The sequence below is a fragment of the Citrobacter sp. Marseille-Q6884 genome (assembly GCF_945906775.1).
Taxonomy (GTDB): domain Bacteria; phylum Pseudomonadota; class Gammaproteobacteria; order Enterobacterales; family Enterobacteriaceae; genus Citrobacter.
In genome coordinates, this window is the sequence record NZ_CAMDRE010000001.1 from 2,517,794 (window position 1) to 2,542,441 (window position 24,648).

At 51.1% G+C, this 24,648-nt stretch carries 25 protein-coding genes; 8 read left to right on the top strand and 17 right to left on the bottom strand.

Annotated elements, in window-relative coordinates; all coding sequences use genetic code 11:
- Nucleotides 1-385 precede the first annotated feature (385 nt).
- Both dpiB and dpiA read left to right on the top strand, forming a co-directional pair.
- A complete protein-coding gene (dpiB, locus tag N7268_RS11815; protein WP_260863085.1) occupies nt 386-2,047 on the top strand; it encodes a sensor histidine kinase DpiB in 1,662 nt (553 codons plus the stop codon).
- Nucleotides 2,016-2,696 carry a two-component response regulator DpiA gene (gene dpiA / locus N7268_RS11820; protein ID WP_198904969.1) on the top strand — a complete coding sequence of 227 codons (681 nt, stop codon included), beginning with the start codon at nt 2,016-2,018 and terminating at the stop codon, nt 2,694-2,696. Before dpiB ends, dpiA begins: the two co-directional genes overlap by 32 nt.
- A gap of 130 nt (nt 2,697-2,826) precedes the next feature.
- On the opposite strand, the gene dcuC is transcribed toward dpiA, so the two are convergent.
- Nucleotides 2,827-4,209, bottom strand: a complete 1,383-nt coding sequence (dcuC, locus tag N7268_RS11825; RefSeq protein WP_260863086.1) for an anaerobic C4-dicarboxylate transporter DcuC — start codon at nt 4,207-4,209, stop codon at nt 2,827-2,829.
- 452 nt (nt 4,210-4,661) lie between these two features.
- Between dcuC and pagP the strand changes: the two genes are divergently transcribed.
- Both pagP and cspE read left to right on the top strand, forming a co-directional pair.
- Entirely contained in the window at nt 4,662-5,222 is a 561-nt protein-coding gene (pagP, locus tag N7268_RS11830; protein WP_260863550.1) for a lipid IV(A) palmitoyltransferase PagP, read from the top strand.
- 187 nt (nt 5,223-5,409) lie between these two features.
- A complete protein-coding gene (gene cspE, locus N7268_RS11835) occupies nt 5,410-5,619 on the top strand; it encodes a transcription antiterminator/RNA stability regulator CspE (protein WP_000034825.1) in 210 nt (69 codons plus the stop codon).
- 52 nt (nt 5,620-5,671) lie between these two features.
- Here cspE and crcB read toward each other — a convergent pair whose 3' ends face one another.
- Nucleotides 5,672-6,055, bottom strand: a complete 384-nt coding sequence (gene crcB, locus N7268_RS11840) for a fluoride efflux transporter CrcB (RefSeq protein WP_260863087.1) — start codon at nt 6,053-6,055, stop codon at nt 5,672-5,674.
- Between the two features lie 89 nt (nt 6,056-6,144).
- Between crcB and N7268_RS11845 the strand changes: the two genes are divergently transcribed.
- Both N7268_RS11845 and tatE read left to right on the top strand, forming a co-directional pair.
- Entirely contained in the window at nt 6,145-6,933 is a 789-nt protein-coding gene (locus N7268_RS11845; protein ID WP_260863088.1) for a deaminated glutathione amidase, read from the top strand.
- A 128-nt stretch (nt 6,934-7,061) separates the two neighbouring features.
- Nucleotides 7,062-7,265: a twin-arginine translocase subunit TatE gene (gene tatE, locus N7268_RS11850; RefSeq protein WP_198904965.1), complete on the top strand. Its 204-nt coding sequence runs from the start codon at nt 7,062-7,064 to the stop codon at nt 7,263-7,265.
- A 98-nt stretch (nt 7,266-7,363) separates the two neighbouring features.
- On the opposite strand, the gene lipA is transcribed toward tatE, so the two are convergent.
- The 10 genes from lipA to N7268_RS11900 form a co-directional block, all read right to left on the bottom strand.
- Nucleotides 7,364-8,329 (bottom strand): lipoyl synthase, encoded by a 966-nt coding sequence (gene lipA, locus N7268_RS11855; protein WP_198904964.1) that lies wholly within the window; start codon nt 8,327-8,329, stop codon nt 7,364-7,366.
- A 261-nt stretch (nt 8,330-8,590) separates the two neighbouring features.
- Complete coding sequence (lipB, locus tag N7268_RS11860; protein WP_198904963.1) at nt 8,591-9,232, bottom strand: lipoyl(octanoyl) transferase LipB; 642 nt, start codon at nt 9,230-9,232, stop codon at nt 8,591-8,593.
- Nucleotides 9,233-9,334: 102 nt separating this feature from the next.
- Nucleotides 9,335-9,598 (bottom strand): DUF493 family protein YbeD, encoded by a 264-nt coding sequence (gene ybeD, locus N7268_RS11865; RefSeq protein WP_003022706.1) that lies wholly within the window; start codon nt 9,596-9,598, stop codon nt 9,335-9,337.
- Nucleotides 9,599-9,704: 106 nt separating this feature from the next.
- On the bottom strand, nt 9,705-10,916 hold the full coding sequence (gene dacA / locus N7268_RS11870) for a D-alanyl-D-alanine carboxypeptidase DacA (RefSeq protein WP_260863089.1): 1,212 nt from the start codon (nt 10,914-10,916) through the stop codon (nt 9,705-9,707).
- A gap of 142 nt (nt 10,917-11,058) precedes the next feature.
- Nucleotides 11,059-12,156, bottom strand: a complete 1,098-nt coding sequence (gene rlpA, locus N7268_RS11875; protein ID WP_260863090.1) for an endolytic peptidoglycan transglycosylase RlpA — start codon at nt 12,154-12,156, stop codon at nt 11,059-11,061.
- 10 nt (nt 12,157-12,166) lie between these two features.
- Nucleotides 12,167-13,279 carry a peptidoglycan glycosyltransferase MrdB gene (mrdB, locus tag N7268_RS11880; RefSeq protein WP_006685529.1) on the bottom strand — a complete coding sequence of 371 codons (1,113 nt, stop codon included), beginning with the start codon at nt 13,277-13,279 and terminating at the stop codon, nt 12,167-12,169.
- Between the two features lie 2 nt (nt 13,280-13,281).
- Entirely contained in the window at nt 13,282-15,183 is a 1,902-nt protein-coding gene (gene mrdA, locus N7268_RS11885; RefSeq protein ID WP_260863091.1) for a peptidoglycan DD-transpeptidase MrdA, read from the bottom strand.
- Nucleotides 15,184-15,213: 30 nt separating this feature from the next.
- Entirely contained in the window at nt 15,214-15,681 is a 468-nt protein-coding gene (rlmH, locus tag N7268_RS11890; RefSeq protein WP_042285498.1) for a 23S rRNA (pseudouridine(1915)-N(3))-methyltransferase RlmH, read from the bottom strand.
- A 3-nt stretch (nt 15,682-15,684) separates the two neighbouring features.
- Complete coding sequence (gene rsfS, locus N7268_RS11895; RefSeq protein ID WP_198904958.1) at nt 15,685-16,002, bottom strand: ribosome silencing factor; 318 nt, start codon at nt 16,000-16,002, stop codon at nt 15,685-15,687.
- 256 nt (nt 16,003-16,258) lie between these two features.
- Nucleotides 16,259-16,870 carry an adenosylcobalamin/alpha-ribazole phosphatase gene (locus N7268_RS11900; protein WP_260863092.1) on the bottom strand — a complete coding sequence of 204 codons (612 nt, stop codon included), beginning with the start codon at nt 16,868-16,870 and terminating at the stop codon, nt 16,259-16,261.
- Between the two features lie 96 nt (nt 16,871-16,966).
- Between N7268_RS11900 and cobD the strand changes: the two genes are divergently transcribed.
- The gene (cobD, locus tag N7268_RS11905) at nt 16,967-18,061 is read left to right on the top strand and encodes a threonine-phosphate decarboxylase CobD (protein ID WP_260863093.1); all 1,095 of its coding nucleotides are present in this window, start codon (nt 16,967-16,969) and stop codon (nt 18,059-18,061) included.
- Here the strand turns inward: cobD and nadD are convergent.
- The 4 genes from nadD to leuS are packed head-to-tail and all read right to left on the bottom strand — an operon-like array spanning nt 18,036 to nt 22,900.
- Nucleotides 18,036-18,677 carry a nicotinate-nucleotide adenylyltransferase gene (gene nadD, locus N7268_RS11910; RefSeq protein ID WP_198904955.1) on the bottom strand — a complete coding sequence of 214 codons (642 nt, stop codon included), beginning with the start codon at nt 18,675-18,677 and terminating at the stop codon, nt 18,036-18,038. The genes cobD and nadD overlap by 26 nt on opposite strands.
- 1 nt (nt 18,678) lies before the next feature.
- The gene (gene holA, locus N7268_RS11915; RefSeq protein ID WP_260863094.1) at nt 18,679-19,710 is read right to left on the bottom strand and encodes a DNA polymerase III subunit delta; all 1,032 of its coding nucleotides are present in this window, start codon (nt 19,708-19,710) and stop codon (nt 18,679-18,681) included.
- On the bottom strand, nt 19,710-20,303 hold the full coding sequence (gene lptE, locus N7268_RS11920) for an LPS assembly lipoprotein LptE (RefSeq protein WP_260863095.1): 594 nt from the start codon (nt 20,301-20,303) through the stop codon (nt 19,710-19,712). Before lptE ends, holA begins: the two co-directional genes overlap by 1 nt.
- 14 nt (nt 20,304-20,317) lie before the next feature.
- On the bottom strand, nt 20,318-22,900 hold the full coding sequence (leuS, locus tag N7268_RS11925) for a leucine--tRNA ligase (protein ID WP_260863096.1): 2,583 nt from the start codon (nt 22,898-22,900) through the stop codon (nt 20,318-20,320).
- 235 nt (nt 22,901-23,135) lie between these two features.
- Here leuS and N7268_RS11930 point away from each other — a divergent pair, with 235 nt between their 5' ends.
- Nucleotides 23,136-23,618, top strand: coding sequence for a zinc ribbon-containing protein (locus tag N7268_RS11930; RefSeq protein ID WP_003022748.1), 483 nt, complete (start codon nt 23,136-23,138; stop codon nt 23,616-23,618).
- A gap of 36 nt (nt 23,619-23,654) precedes the next feature.
- Here N7268_RS11930 and rihA read toward each other — a convergent pair whose 3' ends face one another.
- The gene (gene rihA, locus N7268_RS11935) at nt 23,655-24,590 is read right to left on the bottom strand and encodes a pyrimidine-specific ribonucleoside hydrolase RihA (RefSeq protein ID WP_260863097.1); all 936 of its coding nucleotides are present in this window, start codon (nt 24,588-24,590) and stop codon (nt 23,655-23,657) included.
- Nucleotides 24,591-24,648 lie beyond the last annotated feature (58 nt).

Here is a 24,648-nt window from a genome sequence, read left to right on the forward strand (position 1 = left end):
GGTAAGCGTCCTGATGATATATTTGTTACTGGCTTTTTTGTTTTGTTGCCATGATTAGCAACCTGATAACGTTTTGTTTGCAATTAGAAGGGGGAGTGATTTTATTACGGACTCTTTCTTTTTCTCCCTGCTGTATACATCGTAAGGAGTATTTGAGGGGTAAATTTTGATTTATTTCACAATAAGTTAGAAGGTTTTAATGTGTTTTATGGTTTTAAGTTTTTTAATTAATTTAATTCGATGTTCGCGCGTGGTGTTAATTTGTTTAATTGATTTAACGTGGGGAATCTGCAACGATCATGTTTTATTATCCCACTTGTCAGTAAAACATTTTTATTACAAATACAAAAAATAAGCGGTTGGTTTACGTCGGCGAGGAAAGTTTATGACAACCCCAAAAAATAAAACACGGTTTTCATTTTTTCGCAAGCTGGCGTTTCCATTGCGTATCTTTCTGCTCATATTGGTCGTTTCCGTTTTTCTCATCGCAGCGTTAGCACAATACTTTACCGCCAGCTTTGAGGATTATCTGGCAACGCATGTCCGGGATATGGCGATGAACCAGGCGAAAATTATCGCCTCCAACGACAGCATTATTACTGCAGTGAAGCATCGTGATTACAAGCGTCTGGCGACGATTGCCGACAAGTTGCAGAGCGGGACAGATTTCGACTACGTGGTGATTGGCGATACGAATTCCATTCGTCTATACCATCCAAACCCGGACAAAATTGGCTACCCCATGCAGTTCACAAAACCCGGTGCGCTGGAGAAAGGGGAAAGCTACTTTATTACCGGTAAAGGGTCTATCGGGATGGCGATGCGTGCAAAAACGCCCATTTTTGATGACGATGGCAAAGTGATTGGCGTGGTCTCCATCGGCTACCTGATCAGTAAAATCGACAGCTGGCGGCTCGATTTTCTGTTACCGATGGCTGGCGTTTTTATTCTGCTGCTGCTGTTACTCATGCTGCTTTCCTGGTTTTTTGCTGCGCATATTCGCCGCCAGATGCTCGGCATGGAACCCAAGCAAATCGCCCGTGTGGTTCGCCAGCAGGAGGCATTATTTAGTTCCGTCTATGAAGGCCTGATTGCCGTTGATCCGGAAGGTTTCATCACTGCAATAAACCGCAGTGCGCGAAAAATGCTGGGATTGTCATCACCGGGACGGCAATGGCTGGGTAAACCGATTGAAGAGGTCGTTCAACCGGCAGACTTTTTTACTCAGCAGATTGCGGAAAAACGTCAGGATGCGATGGTGAATTTTAACGGGTTGAGCGTCATCGCAAACCGTGAGGCTATCCGTTCTGGCGATGAATTACTCGGCGCGATTATTAGTTTTCGCAGCAAAGATGAGATTGCCACCCTCAACGCGCAATTAACGCAAATAAAACAGTATGTTGAGAGCCTGAGAACGCTGCGCCATGAACACCTGAACTGGATGTCTACGATCAACGGTTTGCTGCAAATGAAAGAATATGACCGGGTGCTGGCGATGGTGCAGGGAGAATCACAGGCGCAGCAACAACTGATTGACAGTCTGCGCGGGGCTTTCGCCGATCGTCAGGTTGCAGGCTTGCTGTTTGGTAAGGTACAGCGTGCGCGAGAACTGGGGCTGACAATGACCATTGTTCCCGGTAGTCAACTGCATCAGCTTCCCGAGGGGCTGGATAGCACAGAGTTTGCAGCAATTGTGGGTAATCTGCTGGATAATGCATTCGAGGCCAGCCTGCGTACCCAGGAAGGAAACAAGGTCGTTGAGCTCTTTTTGAGTGATGAAGGGGATGAGGTTGTCATCGAAGTTGCCGATCAGGGATGTGGCGTACCGGACGCGTTACGTGAAAAAATATTTGAACAGGGTGTGAGTACCCGTACCGATGAACCAGGCGAACATGGCATCGGTTTGTATCTGATTGCAAGTTATGTGAGGCGCTGTGATGGGGTCATTACCCTCGAAGATAATGATCCCTGTGGCACCTTATTTTCTTTATTTCTTCCGAAAGTGAAAAAAAACAATGACGGAACCATTAACGCTGTTGATCGTTGAGGATGAAACGCTGCTGGCGGAAATGCATGCTGAATATATCCGCCATATACCCGGTTTCAGTCAGATATGGCTGGCAGGTAATCTTGAGCAGGCGAGGATGATGATTGAGCGTTTTAAGCCAGGTCTGATTCTTCTGGATAATTATTTGCCGGACGGAAAGGGGATTACCCTACTACATGAACTGACTCAGGCACGTTACCCCGGTGGTGTGGTATTTACGACTGCCGCCAGTGATATGGATACGGTGTCAGAAGCCGTGCGTAGCGGGGCGTTTGATTATCTGGTTAAACCCATCGCTTATGAGCGGCTGGGGCAAACGCTCAAACGCTACCAGCAGCGCAGGCGTATGCTGGCGGGTAACGACAGTGCCAGCCAAAAGCAAATCGATGAAATGTTTAATGCTTACGCGCGTGGAGAACCGAAAGGGGATTTACCCACGGGGATCGATGCGTTAACGCTGAATGCGGTGCTGAAATTATTTGCCGACCCGACGGTTCATCACACTGCGGAAACGGTCGCGCAGTACCTGACGATCAGTCGCACAACCTCCAGACGTTACCTGGAATACTGTGCCAGTCGTCACTTGATTGTTGCGGAAATTATTCACGGTAAGGTGGGGCGACCGCAGCGTATTTACCACGGCGGCTGATAGCCATTACCCTTCTAAGCTGCTTCTTTGTTGGCAGCATAAAGAAACCCCAGTCGCATCGTTATCTCTGTGACTGGGGAATGTTTCTACTGCTGCTTTGTTATGTATCAAGTTCAGAGATTGACAGCGATCAACCGCCAATCAGTGCGGATGTTGCCGGTACCATCACTTCCGTTGCGATAATCACGACCAGCAGTCCGACCAACACCGGTACTGAAGTCCGTTTTACCACTTCAAACGGTGAAATCTTCGCCATACCCGCCACAGCCACAACCACGCCGGAGACCGGGGAGATTGTGCGTCCGAGGTTTGACGCCTGCAGCATCGGAATAGACAGATAAGCAGGGTTAATGCCGGAAGAGTGCGCCAGTTTCGGGATCATCTCAACGAAGGCGTAGAACGGCGCATTACCGGAACCGGTCGTCATTGCCGCCAGCATGGTCAGAATAACCAGTACCAGCATCAGAATAATGCTCGCGGAGCCAAACGAAGTGGCGATTGAAATCAGGCTTTGGATAAAGCCGATAGTGCTCAGACCCTGGGCGAAAACACCCGCAGCGACCAGCAGCATGACCACATTCGCAAAGGCGTCTGCCATGCCGCGGTAGGCAACTTCCAGGCCCGAGAAAACTTTCTGGGTATTGAATCCGCGCACAAATTCCAGAACCGCTGCAATAAGCATGCAGAGTACAAGAATCGTGATGATGTGTAACTGTGGACCCCATTTACCGTCAAAAATCAGCACGCCGACAATCGGTGTAAACGGCAGAATGGCATAAAACGCCGGGGCGGTCGTGGTGATTTCCGCCACGTCTAACATTTCGTGGGAAATGTTCTCTTTTTTGTCCAGGTAGCGCTGCCAGAAAAAGTGCGCGATCGCCATACCGATAATCGCGGCAATAGAAATCGGCAATGTGGTTTTAAACGCAAAGTCGATCAGCGGCATTTCCGCTGCTTTGGCGGCTAAGACGACGTCCCCGGAGGTCGGGGAAAGAATGATGGCCGCAGGAGAGGCACAAATAGCGGCCGCAGCGCCACGACTGATGCCAACGTTAACCATCACCGGGAACAGTGTCGCCATCAGCAGTACACCGAGACCTGTCGCTGATGAGACCGCCAGTGACATCAGGCAGGCGACAAAGTAAGCGGCGATCATGAGCACATAAGGTGAGTTGATGTACTGCAGCGGTTTGGAGGCCAGTTTCACCACCATGTCGTTCGCGCCAATATGCGTCATATAGGCGGCGAAACCGCACAGCATCATAATCATCATGCCGAGATCGCCACCGCGGCTCATCAGCAGAATTTTAATATATTCAACGATGTCTGTTGCGGTATAGCCAGTCGTTGCTGCGCTGGATGGCAGAACTTTATGTCCCATTATCGCGCTGATAATCAGTAAAACCAGGCCGCCCACGAATAGCACACCTGTCGCGGAATAACCTTTAATGATGTAGCGCGCTACACCCACAATAACCACAACCCCAATAAGGAGTTCCATAAATGTCAACATTATTACCCCTGTTACATCGTCGCCCAGAAAGTTAAAAAACTAAAAAAAGCATAATTCGGTGTGAGAATGTGCCTAATAAACCGATAGCTCTCGCTGATTAAAATCAATAAAAATACGGATTCAACCGATGGTTATGCTGTTTTTTCACTATCACCGATGAAAAGGGAATATCGCAATCAAAAAGTGTGAAGTTTCTCGCTGTTGTATCTTATTTGAATTGTTTTTGTTAATTATTTGTAATTGCATTGGGTTTGCGACTGAAAAATAAGCACTTTGTATTCATAAAATAACACCAGGCGTACCTGTAAGGCCCGATAAATATAAGGATAATAATCTAAAGTTAATTCAGTGAGGAATATTCTGATTTTTAATCTCCGCATTTTTGTTAAGCTATCATTAAGGTTGTGTTTGCTACAATTAATATTAAATCCCAGGATGGTAATTAAGTTGTGATTGTTGCTAAACGATATTTTCTCATTTTCTCATTTATTTTTATTCAGTTAGCCTTTATGCCTCAGGTCTTTGCGGAAGATAAAGGCTGGTTTGATACCTTTAAAGATAATGTCAGTGAAACCTGGCAGCAGCCAGAGCATTATGAACTGTATGTTCCAGCTATTACCTGGCATGCGCGTTTTGCCTACGATAAAGATAAAACGGATCGCTACAATGAACGCCCCTGGGGGGCAGGATTTGGTCAGTCCCGTTGGGATGATAAAGGAAACTGGCACGGGCTTTATATTATGGCGTTTAAGGATTCCTATAATAAGTGGGAACCGATTGGCGGCTATGGCTGGGAAAAAACCTGGCGTCCGCTGGCTGATGATAACTTCCATATGGGACTGGGTTTTACGGCGGGTGTCACCGCGCGTGATAACTGGAACTACATTCCGGTGCCTGTGCTGCTTCCGCTGGCATCGATTGGTTATGGCCCGGCAACGTTTCAGATGACCTACATTCCAGGCACGTATAACAATGGTAATGTCTACTTTGCGTGGATGCGTTTTCAGTTTTGAGGGATGACTGCACTATCAGATGTAATAATAAAAACCTTTTAAAAACAATCAAATATAATGGTTATATGAAAAATAACGCGACATTTATCACTTTTTAGCAAAGTTCGACTGGACAAAGTGCACCACAATTGTTGTACTGGTACCCGACACAGCATTTGTGTCTATTTTTCATGTAAAGGTAATTTTGATGTCTAAGATTAAAGGTAACGTTAAGTGGTTTAATGAGTCCAAAGGATTCGGTTTCATTACTCCGGAAGATGGCAGCAAAGACGTGTTCGTACACTTCTCTGCAATCCAGACCAATGGTTTTAAAACTCTGGCTGAAGGTCAGCGCGTAGAGTTCGAAATCACTAACGGTGCCAAAGGCCCTTCTGCTGCAAACGTAATCGCTCTGTAAGCATACGACAGCAAGAATTCAAAACCCGCTTAATTGCGGGTTTTTTTTGTCTTCAATGCGCGGTGGAGGCGGAAACCAGCCAGAACGCCAGCGCGGTCATCGCAAACGATCCCAGCAAGTTAACCAACACATTCACCATCGCCCAGCCAAAGCGCCCGTCCTGGAGCAGAAACACGACTTCTGCCGAGAATGTAGAAAACGTCGTCAGCCCTCCGCAAAAGCCCGTGGTTATCAAGACTTTCCACATGGGGTCAATGTTTGTCATCCGGTTGAACCACGCCAGTCCCATACCAATGATAAACGCGCCAATCAGGTTTGCCGCCAGCGTTCCGAAGGGAATGGCCTGGTGAAGCGGATTAAATCGCATACTCAACATCCATCTCGCTACACTACCCGTGCCGCCACCAATAAAAACCGCTAAAAGGAGTTGTAACACTGCATAATCCTGCTATTTGATTGTATATAGCGTGAGTGTAACGCTGAATAAACGTTGTTGGCGAGTCTAACGAATTATCCGGAGGGATTATGTTTGTTGCAGCAGGGCAATTTGCCGTGGGCCCTTTATGGGAAAAAAATGCAGAAACGTGCGCCTTACTGATGTCCCAGGCAGCAGGAGAGGGCGTATCGTTGTTGGTATTGCCTGAGGCGTTGCTGGCGCGTGACGATCACGACCCTGACCTGTCGGTGAAATCCGCCCAGTTGTTGGAAGGGGGATTTCTGACGCGATTGCTGCGTGAAAGTGCGCAAAATGACATGACCACGATTCTGACCCTACATGTCCCCTCATTACCTGGCCGGGCGTTTAACATGCTGGTCGCGTTACGCGGTGGGGAAGTGGTCGCGCATTACGCCAAACTGCATCTCTATGACGCCTTTTCCATTCAAGAGTCGCGCAATGTTGATGCAGGCGACGCTATAGCGCCATTACTGGAGGTCGACGGGTTAAAAGTAGGGTTAATGACCTGCTACGATTTGCGCTTTCCTGAGCTGGCGTTAGCTCACGCGCTACAGGGCGCTGAAATCCTGGTTCTGCCTGCTGCGTGGGTTCGGGGAGCGCTGAAAGAGCACCATTGGGCGACGTTGCTGGCAGCAAGAGCACTTGACGCCACCTGTTACCTGATTGCAGCCGGCGAATGCGGTAATAAAAACATTGGTCAAAGCCGGATTATTGACCCCTTTGGCGTGACGATTGCCGCCGCCGCAGAAACGCCCGCACTGATCATGACGGAGATTTCAGCCGAACGGGTGAGGCAAGTCAGAGCGCAACTTCCCGTCTTACGTAACCGGCGCTTTGCGCCACCGCAATTATTATGATGTTTTTTTAAACAAGACTTGATTCACCTTGTTACAGATTGCTATTGTGTGCCCGCGTCGAAAGGCCGTTAATATTCTCAGGTTAATATGGCGCTTTATGCAGCCTGGTTTAAGTCAAGAAGGTATCTATGGGTGAGATTAGTATTACCAAACTGCTGGTGGTTGCCGCACTGGTCGTCCTGCTGTTTGGTACCAAGAAGTTACGTACACTGGGTGGAGACCTGGGAACGGCAATTAAAGGCTTCAAGAAAGCGATGAACGATGATAATGCCGATGCTAAGAAAGAAGCTGATGGTAGCGTTCAGACTGAGAAGCTCTCTCATAAAGAGTAATACCAGGAGCATGATGCTCATACTGTTTACTCTTAATGAAAAAAAACCGGCAATTTGCCGGTTTTTTCATAACTAAAATGTAAGTGAGTATTACGCGATCACTTCACTTCAAGCCCTTTTGCCTGCATGTCCGCATGATAAGAAGAGCGAACAAACGGACCGCATGCTGCATGGGTAAAGCCCATAGCCATTGCTTCGGCTTTCATTTCATCAAACTCATCCGGGCTCACATAGCGCTGAACCGGCAGGTGGTGACGACTTGGCTGCAGATACTGCCCCAGCGTCAGCATTGTCACGCCATGACGGCGCAGGTCGCGCATAACCTCAATGATTTCGGCATTGGTTTCACCCAGACCGACCATCAGACCTGATTTCGTTGGGATATCCGGGTGGGCTTCCTTGAAACGCTCCAGAAGCTTCAATGACCAGTTGTAATCAGCCCCAGGGCGTACGTTGCGGTAAATACGCGGTACGTTCTCGAGGTTGTGGTTGAAAACGTCTGGCGGGGTTGCCGTAAGGATATCCAGCGCACGATCCATACGACCACGGAAGTCAGGTACCAGCGTTTCGATTTTGATCGACGGACTTTTCTCACGGATAGCAGTGATACAATCGGCAAAGTGCTGAGCGCCGCCATCACGCAGATCGTCGCGGTCAACGGAAGTGATCACGACATAGCGCAGCGCCATATCCGCAATCGTCTGAGCCAGTTTTGCTGGTTCGTTGGCATCAGGGGCAACCGGACGGCCATGGGCAACGTCACAGAACGGGCAACGGCGAGTACAAATTGCGCCGAGGATCATAAAGGTTGCGGTTCCGTGGTTGAAACATTCCGCCAGATTAGGGCAAGAAGCTTCTTCGCAGACAGAGTGCAGGCCATTTTTGCGCATTGCAGCTTTGATGCCCTGGATGCGAGTGGAGTCCGCTGGAAGTTTTATTTTCATCCATTCCGGTTTACGCAGCAGGGCTTCGCGCTCTGTTGCCACATTTTTTACCGGGATAAGAGCCATCTTATCGGCATCGCGGTATTTTACACCGCGTTCCATCACAATGGGTTTACTCATAGCGTGCGTGTTCCAGTTGCGAATAACGAAGGAAAGCGTTTCAATTCAAGGTAATGTTGCATTTATCAACTATTTTTGAATTAGTGATACGCAGTATATCATTGAAACGGGCCATAAAGCAGCCTGACTGGCTGGCAAAATGTAAAATAGTTGTTGTTTTGTGCCATTTACCCAACATTTGCTGTGGTAACGTCTGAGGCGCTTTTTACGCCGCTCAGCACTGAAATGACCCGGTCTGCCCAGGCCATTTAAGACATGTCTTCAGTCAGCGATGTATTCATGCGGCGGGTTGCCCAGCAGAGCCAGGATGTTTGCCAGCAAACGAGGGCGAACGCTCTCTGTCGTTGCATGGCTGTCCCACTGTGAAACCTGTGCCATCTCCATTCCCGCATAGCCACAAGGGTTGATGCGCAGGAAAGGCGACAAATCCATATTCACGTTCAGCGCTAAGCCATGAAAGGAACACCCTTTACGGATACGTAATCCTAACGAGCAGATTTTCTTTTCGCCGACATAAACGCCCGGCGCATCGGCTCGCGGGTGCGCGTCGATACCTGCCTCTGCAAGGGTGTTAACGACCGTCTGTTCCAGCAGCGTGACCAGTTCACGTACGCCAAGCTTACGACGCTTCAGATTCAGCAGCACATACATCACCTGCTGTCCTGGTCCGTGATACGTTACCTGACCGCCCCGGTCGCTCTGGATAACCGGAATATCTCCCGGTACCAGCACGTGTTCTGCTTTGCCTGCCTGCCCTTGGGTAAAGACCGGATAATGCTCAACCAGCCAGATTTCATCATGACTGTTTTCATCGCGGGTATCGGTGAATTCGTGCATGGCCAAAGAGACTGGCTCGTAAGGCTGAAGACCGAGCTGGCGGACAAGAATTTTATCCTGATACAAAACAGCATCTCCGTAGAGAATGTTAAAGAGGGGAAAAGTATATCACAGGGGAGGGAGAGAGAGGTTACCCGAGCGGGGGAGGCTCCGGGTAACCGACAGGCGTTACAGCACCATACGTACGATATCAATATTGCCTAATTCTTCGTACAGCGTTTCTACCTGCTCAATGTGTGTCGCAGTGATGGTGATAGAGACCGAGTGGTAGTTGCCTTTGCTGCTCGGTTTTACCGTCGGAGAGTAATCACCTGGCGCATGGCGCTGTACCACTTCAACCACCTGATCAACCAGCTCAGGCAACGCCTGCCCCATTACTTTGTAAGTAAATGGAGTAGGGAATTCAAGCAGTTCGTTAAGTTTGGTTTTCATGTCAGCTCCGGCGTTACATCAATAAATAATAACTCCCACGCTGAGTGGGAGTTATCTGGATACACAGTATATGGGGACGTAAATCACACTTTCAAGTGTTCAATTTTTAGCCAAACCAGTGATGGAACATTAATTTAATGTAATCAATGATTTTACCAAAGAAGTTACCTTCCGGGATTTCCTGCAGGACAACCAGCGGACGCTGCTCAATGGTTTTGCCATCCAGCTGGAAGTTGATTGTGCCAACTACCTGGTTTTTCTGCAGCGGTGCATGCAGTTCTGGCGTATTAAGCACGTAGCTGGCTTTCAGGTCCTTCATACGGCCGCGCGGGATCGTCAGATAGACATCTTTATCAACGCCTAATGACGCACGATCGGTATCACCAAACCAGGCGGGTTCAGAGGCAAATTCTTTGCCCACTTTCAGCGGGTTCACGGTTTCAAAGAAACGGAAGCCCCAGGTCAGCAGCTTTTTACTCTCGGTTTCGCGACCTTTATAGGTGCGACCGCCCATGACTGCGGAGATCAGACGCATCTGACCTTCAGTGGCGGAGGCCACGAGGTTGTAACCAGCTTTATCGGTGTGACCGGTTTTAATCCCGTCGACATTCAGGCTGTTATCCCACAGCAGGCCGTTACGGTTGAGCTGACGAATACCGTTGAAGGTGAACTCTTTTTCTTTATAGATAGAGTATTCGTTAGGTACATCGCGAATCAGCGCCTGACCGATCAGTGCCATATCGCGTGCAGAGCTGTACTGACCTTCTGCGTCAAGACCATGAACGGTCTGGAAATGGGTGTTTTTCAGACCCAGCGCATTCACATAGCTGTTCATCAGACCAACAAACGCATCCTGGCTCCCGGCAGAGAAATCTGCCATCGCCACACAGGCGTCGTTACCGGATTGCAGGTTAATCCCGCGGATCAGCTGTGAAACAGGGACTTGCATACCGGGCTTGAGGAACATCAGGGATGAGCCTCTGAATACCGGGTTGCCTGTTGCCCATGCGTCATTGCCGACGGTGACCAGGTCGGTTTCTTTGAATTTGCCGGCTTTCATTGCCTGCCCGATGACGTAGCTGGTCATCATTTTGGTCAGGCTGGCAGGGTCGCGGCGTGAGTCAGCGTTTTGTTCTGCCAGAACTTTACCTGAGTTGTAATCAATCAGGATATAGGACTCCGCATCGATCTGCGGAACACCCGGGATCATGGTTTTAATATTCAGGTCATCTGCATGGGCAGCAGAGAGAGAGGCTGCGCAGATAGCCGCGGTGAGCGCCATGCGCTGCACAAGACGAGCGGAAAAAGTGGTCTTCATGGTCTGAACTACGACGTCCGTGATGAAATTAAAAAAAGTGCCCTACTATAGCAAATGCATAACATGGAGGCATCCGACTTTCCGCGTGACTTTGTTAATGTCGTTTACAGAAATTGACAACTCGGATGCCTGATTTACGTTACTACACGCCGGTGATGAAGGACTGTAATTGCGCTTCGGATTGAAGACGCTGCTGCAGTGTGGAAGCTTCCGCTTTGGTGGCGAACGGCCCCATCTGAATACGCCAAACGGCACCGTTTTGTACCACACGGCCCGGAACACTAAACTGCTGGCTTAAGCGTTTTTGATACTGCTGCGCACGAGCCTGTTCGCTGACAGCACCGACCTGAACCACATAACGTCCGTTGGCCGTTGCCGCAGGCGCTGCGACGCTCGCAGGTGTGGAGGCTGATGAGGTAGCCGGTGCAACCACGGTGGGTTGTGGCGCAGGTGTAGGTTCGCTGCCCTCAAGGACACCCGCAGCAAGTGTTGTCGGCGCACCGAGGAAACCACCGCTGTTGACCGGCGCGCCGGTTGGGTCATCGCTCTTCAGCGTTGAATTACTGATCGGACGAATATCGCCTTGCGGCTGACCGGCATCCGATGGCGAAGGCATGCTTCCCATGTTGCCGCCGCCGCTTAAATCAGGACGAGAAGGCAGGGCGTAGGTTTGTTTTGCCACCGTCGTACAGGCCATTCCCGGCCCGGACAACGTACCATCCTGTGCGACGATGATTGGATCAATGCGCACTTTGGTGTTGTTCGATGTGTTCAGACGATCGGCGGATGCACGGGAGAGCGAGATGACGCGATCGTTGCCATAAGGACCACGATCGTTGATACGCACGACGATCATTCGACCGTTTGCCAGGTTGGTTATCCGCGCATAGCTCGGGATCGGTAACGTAGGATGCGCTGCGGTCAGTTGCATCGGATCGAACGCTTCACCTGAGGCCGTTAGATTACTCCCAGGTTCCGCATCGTAAATCGCGGCCAGACCGGCCTGGCTAAAGCGGGAAGGATCCTGGACGATTTTGTAGCTCTTACCATCACGCTGGTAGTCCTGATTAGCCGTCGGGTTCAGGGGTTCAAAACGCGGATCGGCCCCGCTGATTTCAACAATCGGACCATTACACACTGCAGGCTGCGGCGCGACAGCAACCTGTTGCTGACCATCATCACTCGAACACGCCGCGAGCATTCCTGCTGCTATGCAGATTCCAAGCCACTGCTTACGCATTGCGTACCCCTTACACGCTTTTCGACAACATTTTTCTATGGGTGTGGATCGACATAACAATCCCAAACCCGGCCATCAGCACTATCAGTGCAGAGCCCCCGTAACTGACCAGTGGGAGTGGAACCCCAACAACAGGCAGAATACCGCTCACCATACCAATATTTACGAAGACATAAACGAATAATATCAACATCAAACCGCCAGCCATCACGCGGCCAAAGGTGGTTTGTGCTCTGGCGGCGATCCATAATCCGCGCATAATTAGCAGAATATACAGCGTCAGCAGAATTAAAATCCCGACCAGGCCCAGCTCTTCGGCCAAAACGGCAAAGATAAAGTCGGTGTGACGTTCGGGTAAAAACTCAAGCTGTGACTGCGTGCCGTGTAGCCAGCCTTTGCCGCGCAGACCGCCGGAGCCAATAGCAATTTTAGACTGAATAATGTGATAACCCGCACCCAGGGGGTCGGTTTCCGGATCGAGTAACATCATTACACGCTGACGCTGGTAATCATGCATCAGGAAGAACCACAATATCGGGATAAATGCCGCCACCAGGACAACAGCGACGCCGATTAGACGCCAGCTTAAACCAGAGAGAAACAGAACGAACAGACCGGAGAGGGCAACCAGGATCGAGGTCCCCAGGTCAGGCTGCGCAGCAACCAGCAGCGTGGGCATGAAAATCAATACCAACGCAATCGCGGTATTCTTCAGCGATGGCGGACACACGTCACGGTTGATGAAGCGCGCGACCATGAGCGGGACGGCAATCTTGGCAATTTCAGAAGGCTGAAAACGCACAATACCTAAGTCCAGCCAGCGTTGAGCACCTTTGGAAATAGCCCCGAAGGCATCTACCGCGACCAACAGGATGATACAGAAGATATAGAGGTAGGGCGCCCAACCTTCATAGACCCTGGGGGGAATTTGCGCCATCACCACCATGATCACCAGACCCATTGCGATTTGGCCGACCTTTCGCTCCATCATGCCAATATCCTGGCCGCTGGCGCTCCAGATGACCAGCGAGCTGTATACCAGCAGCGCCAGCAGAATGAGTAACATTGTGGGATCGATATGGATTTTATCCCAGAATGTTTTTTTGTTCGGATTATCCGTCACGATTATTGGTCCTCAGCTGCTGCAACCGCTGGGTTTTCCGCAGGCAGATTGGTGTTGTTGTCGCCCAACATAATATGGTCAAGGATCTGGCGCATAATGGTACCCACCGCCGGACCGGCGCCACCGTTTTCGAGGATCATCGCGACAGCGACCTCGGGTTTGTCGTAGGGGGCAAATGCCGTCATCAGTTTGTGGTCGCGTAAACGCTCGGCGATTTTATGTGCGTTATAGGTTTCATTGGCTTTCAGCCCGAAGACCTGCGCGGTACCGGATTTCGCGGCAATTTTGTACGGCGCGCCAGCAAAATATTTATGCGCCGTACCGTTAGGGCGGTTCGCAACGCCGTACATGCCGTCTTTGGCGATTTCCCAGTAACCGGAATGAATGTCCCCAACAGGGGGTTCATGCGGCTGAACCCACGGTACTGGCTTGCCGTTTTCTGTTGTACTCATCAATAGATGCGGGACTTTTACCACGCCATCGTTGATGAGGATCATCAGCGCTTTACTCATCTGGATAGGGGTCGCTGTCCAGTACCCCTGGCCGATGCCGACCGGAATTGTATCACCCTGGTACCAGGGTTTTTTAAACCGTTTTTGCTTCCACTCGCGAGTGGGCATGTTACCGGCGCGCTCTTCGGAAAGATCGATGCCAGTATAGTGGCCGTAGCCAAATTTACTCATCCACTCTGAAAGTCGGTCTATCCCCATATCATAGGCGATTTGATAGAAAAACGTATCCGCAGACTCTTCCAGCGAGCGGGTGATATTCAGATGACCATGTCCCCACTTTTTCCAGTCACGGTAACGTTTTTCGGAGCCTGGCAATTGCCACCAACCCGGATCGAACAACCCGGTATTACGGGTGATAACGCCTGCGCTTAAAGCGGAGACCGCGACGTAAGGTTTAACCGTTGATGCAGGGGGATATACACCCTGCGTTGCGCGGTTAACCAGCGGGGTATTCGGGTCATTAAGTAACCCGGAATAATCTTTACTGGAGATACCATCCACAAACAGGTTGGGATCGTAGCTGGGCATAGAAACCAGCGCCAGAACGCCGCCTGTACGCGGGTCTGTGACCACCACAGCGGCACGACTGCCTGCCAGCAGGGTTTCAATATACTGCTGAAGTTTCAAATCCAGAGTGAGGTAGATATCGTGCCCGGCCTGAGGCGCCACCTCTTTTAGCTGGCGAATGACGCGACCACGGTTGTTCACTTCGACTTCTTCATAACCGGTCTGGCCATGAAGCACGTCTTCGTAGTAGCGCTCAATGCCCAGCTTACCGATATCGTGGGTTGCCGCGTAGTTGGCCAGCTTGCCGTCTTTATCCAGACGTTCAACGTCTTTATCGTTGATCTTCGATACATAGCCAATAACGTGGGTCAGCGCAGAGCCGTAGGGGTAGTAGCGCCGTTTATAGCCTTTAACCTCGACACCCGGAAAACGATACTGGTTAACAGCGAACCGTGCGACCTGGACTTCAGTAAGGTTGGTTTTTACCGGAATAGAGGTGAAGCGGTGCGAACGAGCACGCTCTTTTTTAAAGGCGGCAATGTCGTCATCCGTCAGGTCCACAACGTTACGCAGCGCGTCGAGCGTATCCTGAATGTTGTCCACCTTCTCCGGCATCATTTCTATCTGATAGATGGTCCGGTTGAGGGCAAGAGGAATACCGTTGCGGTCGTAAATAATGCCGCGACTGGGCGCGATAGGCACCAGTTTTATGCGGTTTTCGTTCGAACGGGTCTGATAATCAGTAAAGCGAACGATTTGCAGATTATACAGGTTGGCGATCAGCACGCCGGTGAGCAGCAAAATCCCCAAAAAAGCAACCAGTGCCCGACGCACAAACAGCGCGGACTCAGCCGTATAGTCGCGAAAAGAATTCTGTAGTTTCATCCGCTGCTTAATCTACTCAAGACTCAATGATCACTCACGGTGATAAGGATGGTTGGTGGTAATGCTCCACGCCCTGTAAAGACTCTCCGCCACCAGAACCCGAACAAGAGGGTGAGGAAGGGTTAATGCCGAGAGTGACCAGCTTTGTTCCGCTGCCGCTTTACAGGCAGGAGACAGTCCTTCCGGCCCGCCAATCAGCAGGCTAACGTCACGACCATCCAGTTTCCAGCGTTCCAGCTCGGTTGCCAGTTGTGGCGTGTCCCAGGGTTTGCCGGGTATATCAAGGGTGACGATGCGGTTTTTGCCTGCGGCTGCTAGCATCAGTTCACCCTCTTTGTCGAGAATGCGTTTAATGTCCGCGTTCTTGCCGCGTTTTCCTGCCGGGATTTCAATGAGCTCAAAGGGCATATCCTTTGGAAACCGACGGAGATACTCCGTAAAGCCGGTTTGCACCCAATCAGGCATTTTTGTACCCACAGCGACAAGTTGCAGCTTCACGCATTAACTCCAGAGTTTTTCCAGTTCGTACAGGCGACGGCTTTCTTCCTGCATAACGTGGACAATCACATCACCGAGGTCAACGACGATCCAGTCAGCCACGCTTTCACCTTCAACACCCAGCGGTAGCAGGCCCGCGGTACGAGATTCCTGAACAACGTGGTCAGCGATAGACATCACATGACGGCTGGATGTACCTGTGCAGATAATCATGCAGTCAGTGATACTGGATTTGCCCTGAACGTCTAAGGCGATGATGTCTTGACCTTTCAGGTCATCAATTTTGTCGATTACAAAATCCTGGAGTGCTTTACCCTGCAAGTGTTCCCCCTGGGGTGAAAAAGAGTTAAAACGGTCTGTTAGTATACCTGAACCAGAGGCGATATCGGGACAAATGTCGCCGAAAGCGCATTTGAAGTGCGCTATCATCCCACCCCGCGCCACAGAATGCATCGCCATTTTTGTAAAACAATTTCTGCAAAGCTCTGAAAGGCGGGAAAAGTCAGGCTGCGGAGAATAACAGCCTGTCATGGGGTGTCAATGGGCGAGAGTCTTATGAGCCGAAAAAACAGTGCTTTTACTCCCCCTCCAGCCATGCAGCACGGTTGTTTAATACTTTAAGCACCGCGAAATTGTCGTTGATATCAATTGCGCTCCAGCAGCCTTGCTCGACACGGAAATGCCACATTGAGGTAGCAGGCAGCGACAGCAGTCGGGCGATCAATACGCTCAGCACACCCTGGTGGCTGACGATAAGTAAATTCTGACTTTCTGTGCCATCAGCCAGTTGGGCAATAAAACGTTCAACGCGTTGTGAAAATGCCTGGAAACCCTCGCCATTGGTTGGCGTCGCATTCTGCCAGTCGTTACACCATAAAGCGTAATTTTCCGCGTCTTCACGCGCCAGATCACGATGATGGCGCATTTCCCAGTCGCCAAAGAACATCTCATTTAGCTCAGGCATGATCCGCTGCGGTATGTCGCGATCGCCTAAGATCAACTGTGTCGTATGGCGAGCACGTTCAAGTTCGCTGCAGAGGACATGTTCGATAGGTGCATGGCGTAACAGTGTCGCCAACGTTTTTGCCTGGGCGATTCCCCGCTCAGTGAGCGGCGTGGGGGCATGGCCGCTGTATAATCCGGCAACATTGGCTTCGGTTTCGCCATGACGTACTAACCAGAGTCTCATTTTTTCCTCGTGAGGCTATTCGCACAAAATATGATGTTTGCCCTGATTGCGCAGAGATTTTTCAATAAAATACTCTTTTTTAAGTGGAGCGGCACGATGTCTTTATTGAAGAGCGCGCATGGCGGGAATACACGAGAAGCCGCCGCATTGTTGGGGATCTCGCCTGAACAATTGCTGGATTTTAGCGCGAATATTAATCCGCTGGGTATGCCAGCAAGCCTGAAACGCGCGCTGATCGACAATTTAGACAGTGCCGAGCGCTACCCGGATGTTGAGTATGCGCATCTGCATGCAGCGCTGGCGGAGCATCATCACATCCCGGTTTCATGGCTTCTTGCGGGAAATGGAGAGACAGAGTCCATCTTTGCATTGGTGGATAGCCTGAAACCGCAACATGCGATGATCGTGACGCCCGGATTTGCGGAGTACCGTCGGGCGCTGCAATGGGGAGAATGCGCAATACATGAGTTTGCGTTGCGTGAAGAAGATGGCTGGCAGCTTACCGATACCATCCTCAATGCGTTAACGGCGAAGCTGGATTGCCTTTTTCTCTGTACGCCCAACAATCCAACCGGGCTGCTCCCTGATAAACAGTTGCTGCTGGCGATTGCAAAGCGTTGTGAAACCCTGGGGATTGCCCTGATCCTCGATGAAGCGTTTATTGATTTTATTGCCGGTGAGGAAGGATTCATCCCGCTTTTACATGAGAATCCGCACATCTGGGTATTACGGTCATTAACGAAGTTTTACGCGATTCCTGGACTGCGGTTAGGGTATCTGGTCAATAGCGATGAAAAGGCTGTCGCACACGTGCGTAGCCGACAAATGCCGTGGTCAATTAATGCGTTTGCTGCGCTGGCGGGGGAAATCATTTTGCGCGATAGCGCGTATCAGCAAGCGACGTGGGAGTGGCTGGAACAAGAAGGGGGACGTTTTGAACAACAACTGCGCAAACTGTCCGGTCTGACCGTTTATCCCGGGCGGGCCAATTATCGCCTGCTACGCTGTGACCGGGGCGATATTGATTTGCAAAAATTGTTACTGGAACAGCATGTCTTGATCCGCAGTTGCGCCAACTATCCGGGGCTGGATGCCCGTTATTATCGGGTCGCGGTCCGCAGTGAAGCAGAGAATAACCGCCTGCTGGCGGCATTAAACCACACGCTTAGCGGTACAACCCTTGCTGATTAATGTAGTTCAGCACCGACGCTGGCATTAAATCATCACAGGGTTCGCCCTTTTCGAGGCGCTCACGGATAAGGGTGGCCGAGATATTGAACCACGGCGTTTCGGCCAGGTAGATTTTGCCTGCAGGAAGGTTATGTAAGTCATCTGGCGTATGGGTCAGATGACGCTCCAGCCACTGCTGGTGCTGTTCCTGAGCCATCTCCAGCGGATACCCCGGTCGTCGACAAACGATGAGATGCGTATTGTCCAGAATACTGTCAGAGTCGTACCAGGAAGGGAAGGTAAGCAGCGAATCCTGACCAATAATAAATGCCAGCGGTGTTTCGGGACCTTGTTCTGCACGCCACTCTTTTAGTGTTTGCGCGGTATAAGAGGCGGTATCGCGTTTTAGTTCACGTTCGTCCAGTGTAAACAAGGGCATATCGGCGATAGCCAGTTCAAGCATCTGTTTACGCTGGGCGCTGGTGGCTTCAGGCTGGGCACGATGAGGCGGTACATTATTGGGCATGATAATCACCCGGGAAAGGCCAATCAGATTAGCCAGAATTTCAACGGGTTTAAGATGACCATAATGCACCGGATCAAAGGTGCCACCGAACAAAGCCTGCAGTGATTTCATATCAACCATCAATAAAAACATCGGCCAGTGATTTATGGCAGAGCAACAGAGAAAGTCCCTCCAGCTCCGCCCACACTGACTGACCATAGTCTTGTTTAAGCGTAATTTCCGTGCGTGTCAGCAGCGTCACTGCCTGACGTAATTGTGCAGGAGACAGGCGGTTTAGCGCATCTCCCATCATGCCACGACGGTTTTGCCATACACGATGCTTATCAAACAGCGCGCGTAATGGCGTATGGGCAGATTGCCGTTTCAGATTTACCAGCAACAATAATTCACGCTGTATTGTGCGCAGCAAAATAACCGGCTCACTGCCTTCAAGGCGTAACTGCTGCAAAATGTGCAGTGCGCGTTTGCTTTTGCCCATCAGCAGCGCGTCTACCCAGTGGAAGGGCGTGAAATGCGCGGCATCGTTCACGGCTTGCTCCACGCGGGGGAGCGTCAATTTGCCGTCAGGCCAGAGTAATGATAATCGCTCCAGCGCCTGCGCCAGGGCTAACAGGTTACCTTCATAGCAATAGCACAATAACTGGTTGGCTGCGTCATCCAGTTGCAGGTTGTTTTGCTTTGCCCGCGCGGCAACCCAGCGTGGAAGTTGCGCCTGCTCAGGTGTCTGGCAACTGACCTGGACTGCATTATTCGCCAATCCGCTAAACCATGTGGCGTTTTCCTGCGCTTTCGTCAGTTTATTACCGCGGATAATTAGCAGGAGATCGTTATGGAGCAGAGTCACCAACGTTGCAAGTTGTTCGTTAATGGCCGCGTTCGGGCCATTCTCAGGCAACTGCAGGAGCAGTGTCTGACGGCTGGCGAACAGGCTCATCGCCTGACAGAGTGAAAAAATCGCACCCCAGTCAGTGTTGGTGTCAATGGAGAAAGCGTGGTGTTCTTCGAACCCTTGCGCAGTGGCCATCAGACGAATGGCATCCTGGCTTTCCTGCAACAAAAGGGGATCGTTGCCCAGTAATAAATACGCCGCGCGCAGCCCTTCATTGAGCTGTGCGCGGAGTTGTTCAGGGTACAACTTGAGCATCAGTTACCCAGCGTGGTGGAAACACGCGCCGGAGAAGACGTTGGCGCGGCTGTTTGATTCTCAGCCGGTGTTACGTCAGCACTTGAGGACTGAGCATCTGCGATATGTACGCTTGGCAGTTTACGAATCAACTGTTCGGCTGCTTTGTCGTACATCTCTTTGATGATCATATCCTGCTCGTTATCTTTCGCCAGCGCCGCTTGTGAGTTGTCAAAGAACGAACGATAGACTTTAGCGCTGATCGGATAAATATCATGACCCGGAATCAGAACAGATGCGCTGACGGACATGACCATCTGGTATTCAGCCGTTTGACCGTTCTGGAATACCGAGGCGGTGTCTTTCGAGATACTCACTCGGCCCAGACGCAATGACGGAACGTCTTTACGCATCGAACCGCTTTCCAGCAATTCGATATCATTCAGACGCAACTGATTACGTACCGCACGGCTTAACGGGCCGTTCGGATCGCCTGAGTCCAGGATCATGGTTTTCATCGTGGGGGGAACCTGCGTAGTGTTACGCAGATGCCAGCCACACCCGGCGGTGACCAGCACCACCAGGGATAACAACAATGTTGTCAGATGTCGCACGCTTCCTCCCGCGCTTAGCCAACGACCAGATTGAGGAGTTTACCCGGTACATAAATCACTTTACGTACGGTAACGCCATCAAGATATTTTGCCACCAGATGCTCCTGGGCAGCACGTTCACGAACCTGCTCTTCAGTGGCGTTTACCGGAACGGTAATTTTGCCACGGACTTTACCGTTAACCTGAACCACAACCAGCGTTGAGTCTTCAACCATGGCGCTCTCGTCCGCCACCGGCCACGGTGCGTTATCGATATCGCCTTCGCCTTTCAGCGACTGCCACAGCGTGAAGCAAACGTGTGGGGTGAACGGGTTGAGCATACGTACAACGGCAAGCAGCGCTTCTTGCATCAGCGCGCGATCCTGTTCGTCTTCCTGCGGTGCTTTTGCCAGCTTGTTCATCAGTTCCATAATCGCCGCAATTGCGGTGTTAAAGGTCTGACGACGACCGATATCATCGGTTACTTTAGCAATCGTTTTGTGCACGTCGCGGCGCAGCGCTTTCTGATCTTCGCTCAATGCGTCAACGTTCAGGGCGACGACATCACCTTTTGTGGTGTGTTCGTAGACCAGTTTCCAGACGCGTTTCAGGAAGCGGTTTGCCCCTTCCACGCCGGATTCCTGCCACTCCAGGGTCATATCCGCCGGGGAGGCGAACATCATGAACAGGCGTACGGTATCAGCGCCGTAACGTTCAACCATGACTTGCGGGTCGATACCGTTATTTTTCGACTTGGACATCTTGCTCATGCCGGTATAAACCAGCTCATGGCCTGCTGCGTCCTGCGCTTTGACGATACGACCTTTCTCGTCACGTTCAACGATAGCATCAACCGGAGAAACCCAGTTACGCTCGCCGTTTTCACCCACGTAGTAGAACGCATCAGCCAGAACCATACCCTGACACAGCAACTGCTTCGCTGGCTCATCAGAGTTCACCATACCCGCGTCACGCATCAGTTTATGGAAGAAGCGGAAGTAGAGCAGGTGCATGATGGCGTGTTCGATACCGCCAATGTAGATGTCAACCGGCAGCCAGTAGTTAGCGGCTTCTGGATCCAACATGCCTTCGTTGTACTGCGGGCAGGTGTAACGCGCGTAGTACCATGATGATTCCATAAAGGTATCAAAGGTGTCGGTTTCACGCAGCGCAGGCATGCCGTTAACGGTGGTCTTCGCCCACTCAGGATCGGCTTTGATCGGGCTGGTGATGCCGTCCATGACGACGTCTTCTGGCAGAATAACCGGCAGCTGATCTTCGGGGGTCGGCAGGACGGTGCCGTCTTCCAGCGTCACCATCGGGATCGGTGCACCCCAGTAACGCTGACGGGAAACACCCCAGTCGCGCAGACGGTAGTTCACTTTACGTTCACCCACGCCTTTTTCTGCCAGTTTATCGGCAATGGCGTTAAAGGCGGCTTCGAAAGGTAGACCGTTAAACTCACCGGAGTTAAACAGGACGCCTTTTTCAGTCAGCGCTTGTTCAGACAGGTCCGGCTCGGAACCGTCGGCAGCCAGAATAACCGGCTTGATGGTTAAACCGTATTTGGTGGCAAATTCATAGTCGCGCTGGTCGTGACCCGGAACGGCCATAACGGCACCGGTACCGTATTCCATCAGGACAAAGTTTGCTGCCCAAACCGGAATTTCTTCACCCGTTAACGGATGGATTGCTTTGAAGCCGGTATCGACGCCTTTTTTCTCCATGGTCGCCATTTCAGCTTCGGCAACCTTGGTGTTGCGACACTCATCGATGAACGCCGCCAGTTCAGGATTGTTTGCCGCCGCTTTCTGCGCCAGCGGGTGGCCTGCAGCAACCGCCAGATAAGTCGCACCCATGAAGGTGTCAGGGCGGGTGGTGTAGACGGTCAGCGTATTGTCATAGCCGTTCACATCGAAGGTGATCTCCACGCCTTCAGAACGACCAATCCAGTTGCGCTGCATCGTTTTCACGGTGTCAGGCCAGTTTTCTAAATCATCCAGATCGCGCAGCAGTTCGTCAGCGTAAGCGGTGATTTTGATGAACCACTGAGGGATCTCTTTACGCTCAACTTTGGTGTCGCAACGCCAGCAGCAGCCGTCGATAACCTGTTCGTTCGCCAGTACGGTCTGGTCGTTCGGGCACCAGTTAACGGCAGAGGTTTTCTTGTACACCAGGCCTTTTTTATACAGCTCAGTGAAGAATTTTTGCTCCCAACGGTAATATTCCGGGGTGCAGGTTGCCAGCTCACGGCTCCAGTCGTAACCAAAGCCCAGCATTTTAAGCTGGTTCTTCATGTAGGCGATGTTGTCGTACGTCCACGGTGCCGGCGCGGTGTTGTTTTTAACCGCAGCGCCTTCAGCAGGCAGACCGAATGCGTCCCAGCCAATCGGCTGAAGGACGTTTTTGCCCAGCATACGCTGATAGCGGGCGATTACGTCACCGATGGTGTAGTTACGTACGTGGCCCATGTGTAGTCGACCAGAAGGATAGGGAAGCATAGACAGGCAGTAATACTTCTCTTTGCTCTCGTCTTCGGTCACTTCAAATGTGCGCTTCTCATCCCAGTGAAGCTGTACTTTGGATTCTATCTCTTCCGGGCGGTATTGCTCTTGCATGGCAGCCAGTGGTCCTGTTTTCAATACAGCTACAAACGTAGCTTTAGATGTGGTGTTTCAGATCCGCATAGCATAGCCCAAACGCCCGCGTCAAAACAGCCTTTCGCGCATTCGGCATTGAATTCCCGCAAGGATAAATCTTGCACGAATTTACATACTCTGTGGACAGTCTTGCAAAGCGTAGCGTAAATAACGTCTATTATTATAGACAGTTAACGACCCAGGAGGCGAAGCGATGAACAAGGTTGCTCAATATTACCGTGAACTGGTGGCGTCGCTAAGCGAACGTCTGCGCAATGGCGAACGCGATATTGATGCGCTGGTAGAGCAGGCGCGTCAGCGAGTTATGCAAACCGGGGAGTTAACGCGAACCGAAGTTGAGGAGCTCACGCGAGCCGTTCGACGCGACCTGGAAGAGTTTGCCCTGAGCTATGAAGAGAGTCTCGATGAGGAGACTGACAGCGTCTTTATGCGGGTCATCAAAGAGAGTATCTGGCAAGAGTTGGCGGATATTACCGATAAAACGCAGCTAGAATGGCGTGAGGTTTTTCAGGATCTCAGCCATCACGGGGTGTATCACAGTGGTGAGGTCGTCGGCTTGGGCAATCTGGTCTGCGAGAAATGCCACTTTCATTTAGCCGTTTACACACCGGATGTGCTGCCACTGTGTCCAAAATGTGGTCACGATCAATTCCAGCGACGACCTTTTGAGCCGTGATTGTTGTGCCGGATGGCGGCGCCATCCGGCCATTCATCAGGCGTAAAAATTCAATCGTTCTGCCAGTAGATCCACAAACCCTTTACGGTCAATATCGACCATAACCGTGGCGTTTGGTTTATTGCCGCTCAGGAAATAGTAATCCACCGCGGTCATACCCTGGGTGTATTTCCCTTGCGTTTCCACACCGACCCAGCGATCAACAGTGGTAAACAATTCGGGTTTCAGTAGCCAGGCGATGGTGCATGGGTCGTGCAGCGGCGCGCCAATGAATCCCCATTTCTCATCTTTGTGATATTCGAAAAAGAAATCCAGAAGTTCAGCCACGATCGTTGAAACGGGATTACCGATCGCGCGGAATCGCTCTGTGTCTTCACGGTGGATTTGCGCTTTATGTGTGACGTCCAGCCCAGCCATTACCACCGGAATCCCCGACTGGAAAACAATTTCTGCCGCTTCGGGATCAACATAAATATTGAATTCTGCCGCCGGCGTCCAGTTTCCCAGCCCCATTGCGCCACCCATGATGACGATACGAGCGATGTTATGGTGCAGTTCAGGGTGGCTATTCAGCAACAGCGCAACATTCGTTTGCGGACCGGTGGAGACAATCGTGACCGGTTCAGGACTGTCACGCAGCGTTTTCGCCATTAACTCTACGGCAGTACAGGTTTGAGGAGCAAAAGCGGGCTCTGGTAGCGTTGGACCGTCCAGGCCACTCTCACCGTGGACATTGTCGGCAATAATCAGATCGCGCATGAGCGGTTTTACCGCGCCGCCAGCCACGGGAATATCGGTGCGCTTGAGCAGTGTTAACATTCGCAATACATTTCGCAGCGTTTTGTCGGGCGTCTGATTGCCCGCTGATGAGGTGATCGCTTTAACATTCAGTTCAGGTGAGGCGAGGGCGAGGACAATTGCGATAGCGTCGTCATGACCTGGATCGCAATCAAAGAGGATCGGAAGTGCCATTGTGACTCCTTGTAAGGTGGACTTTGTGACAAGGTTAACGCTGGCTTGAAATTGATTC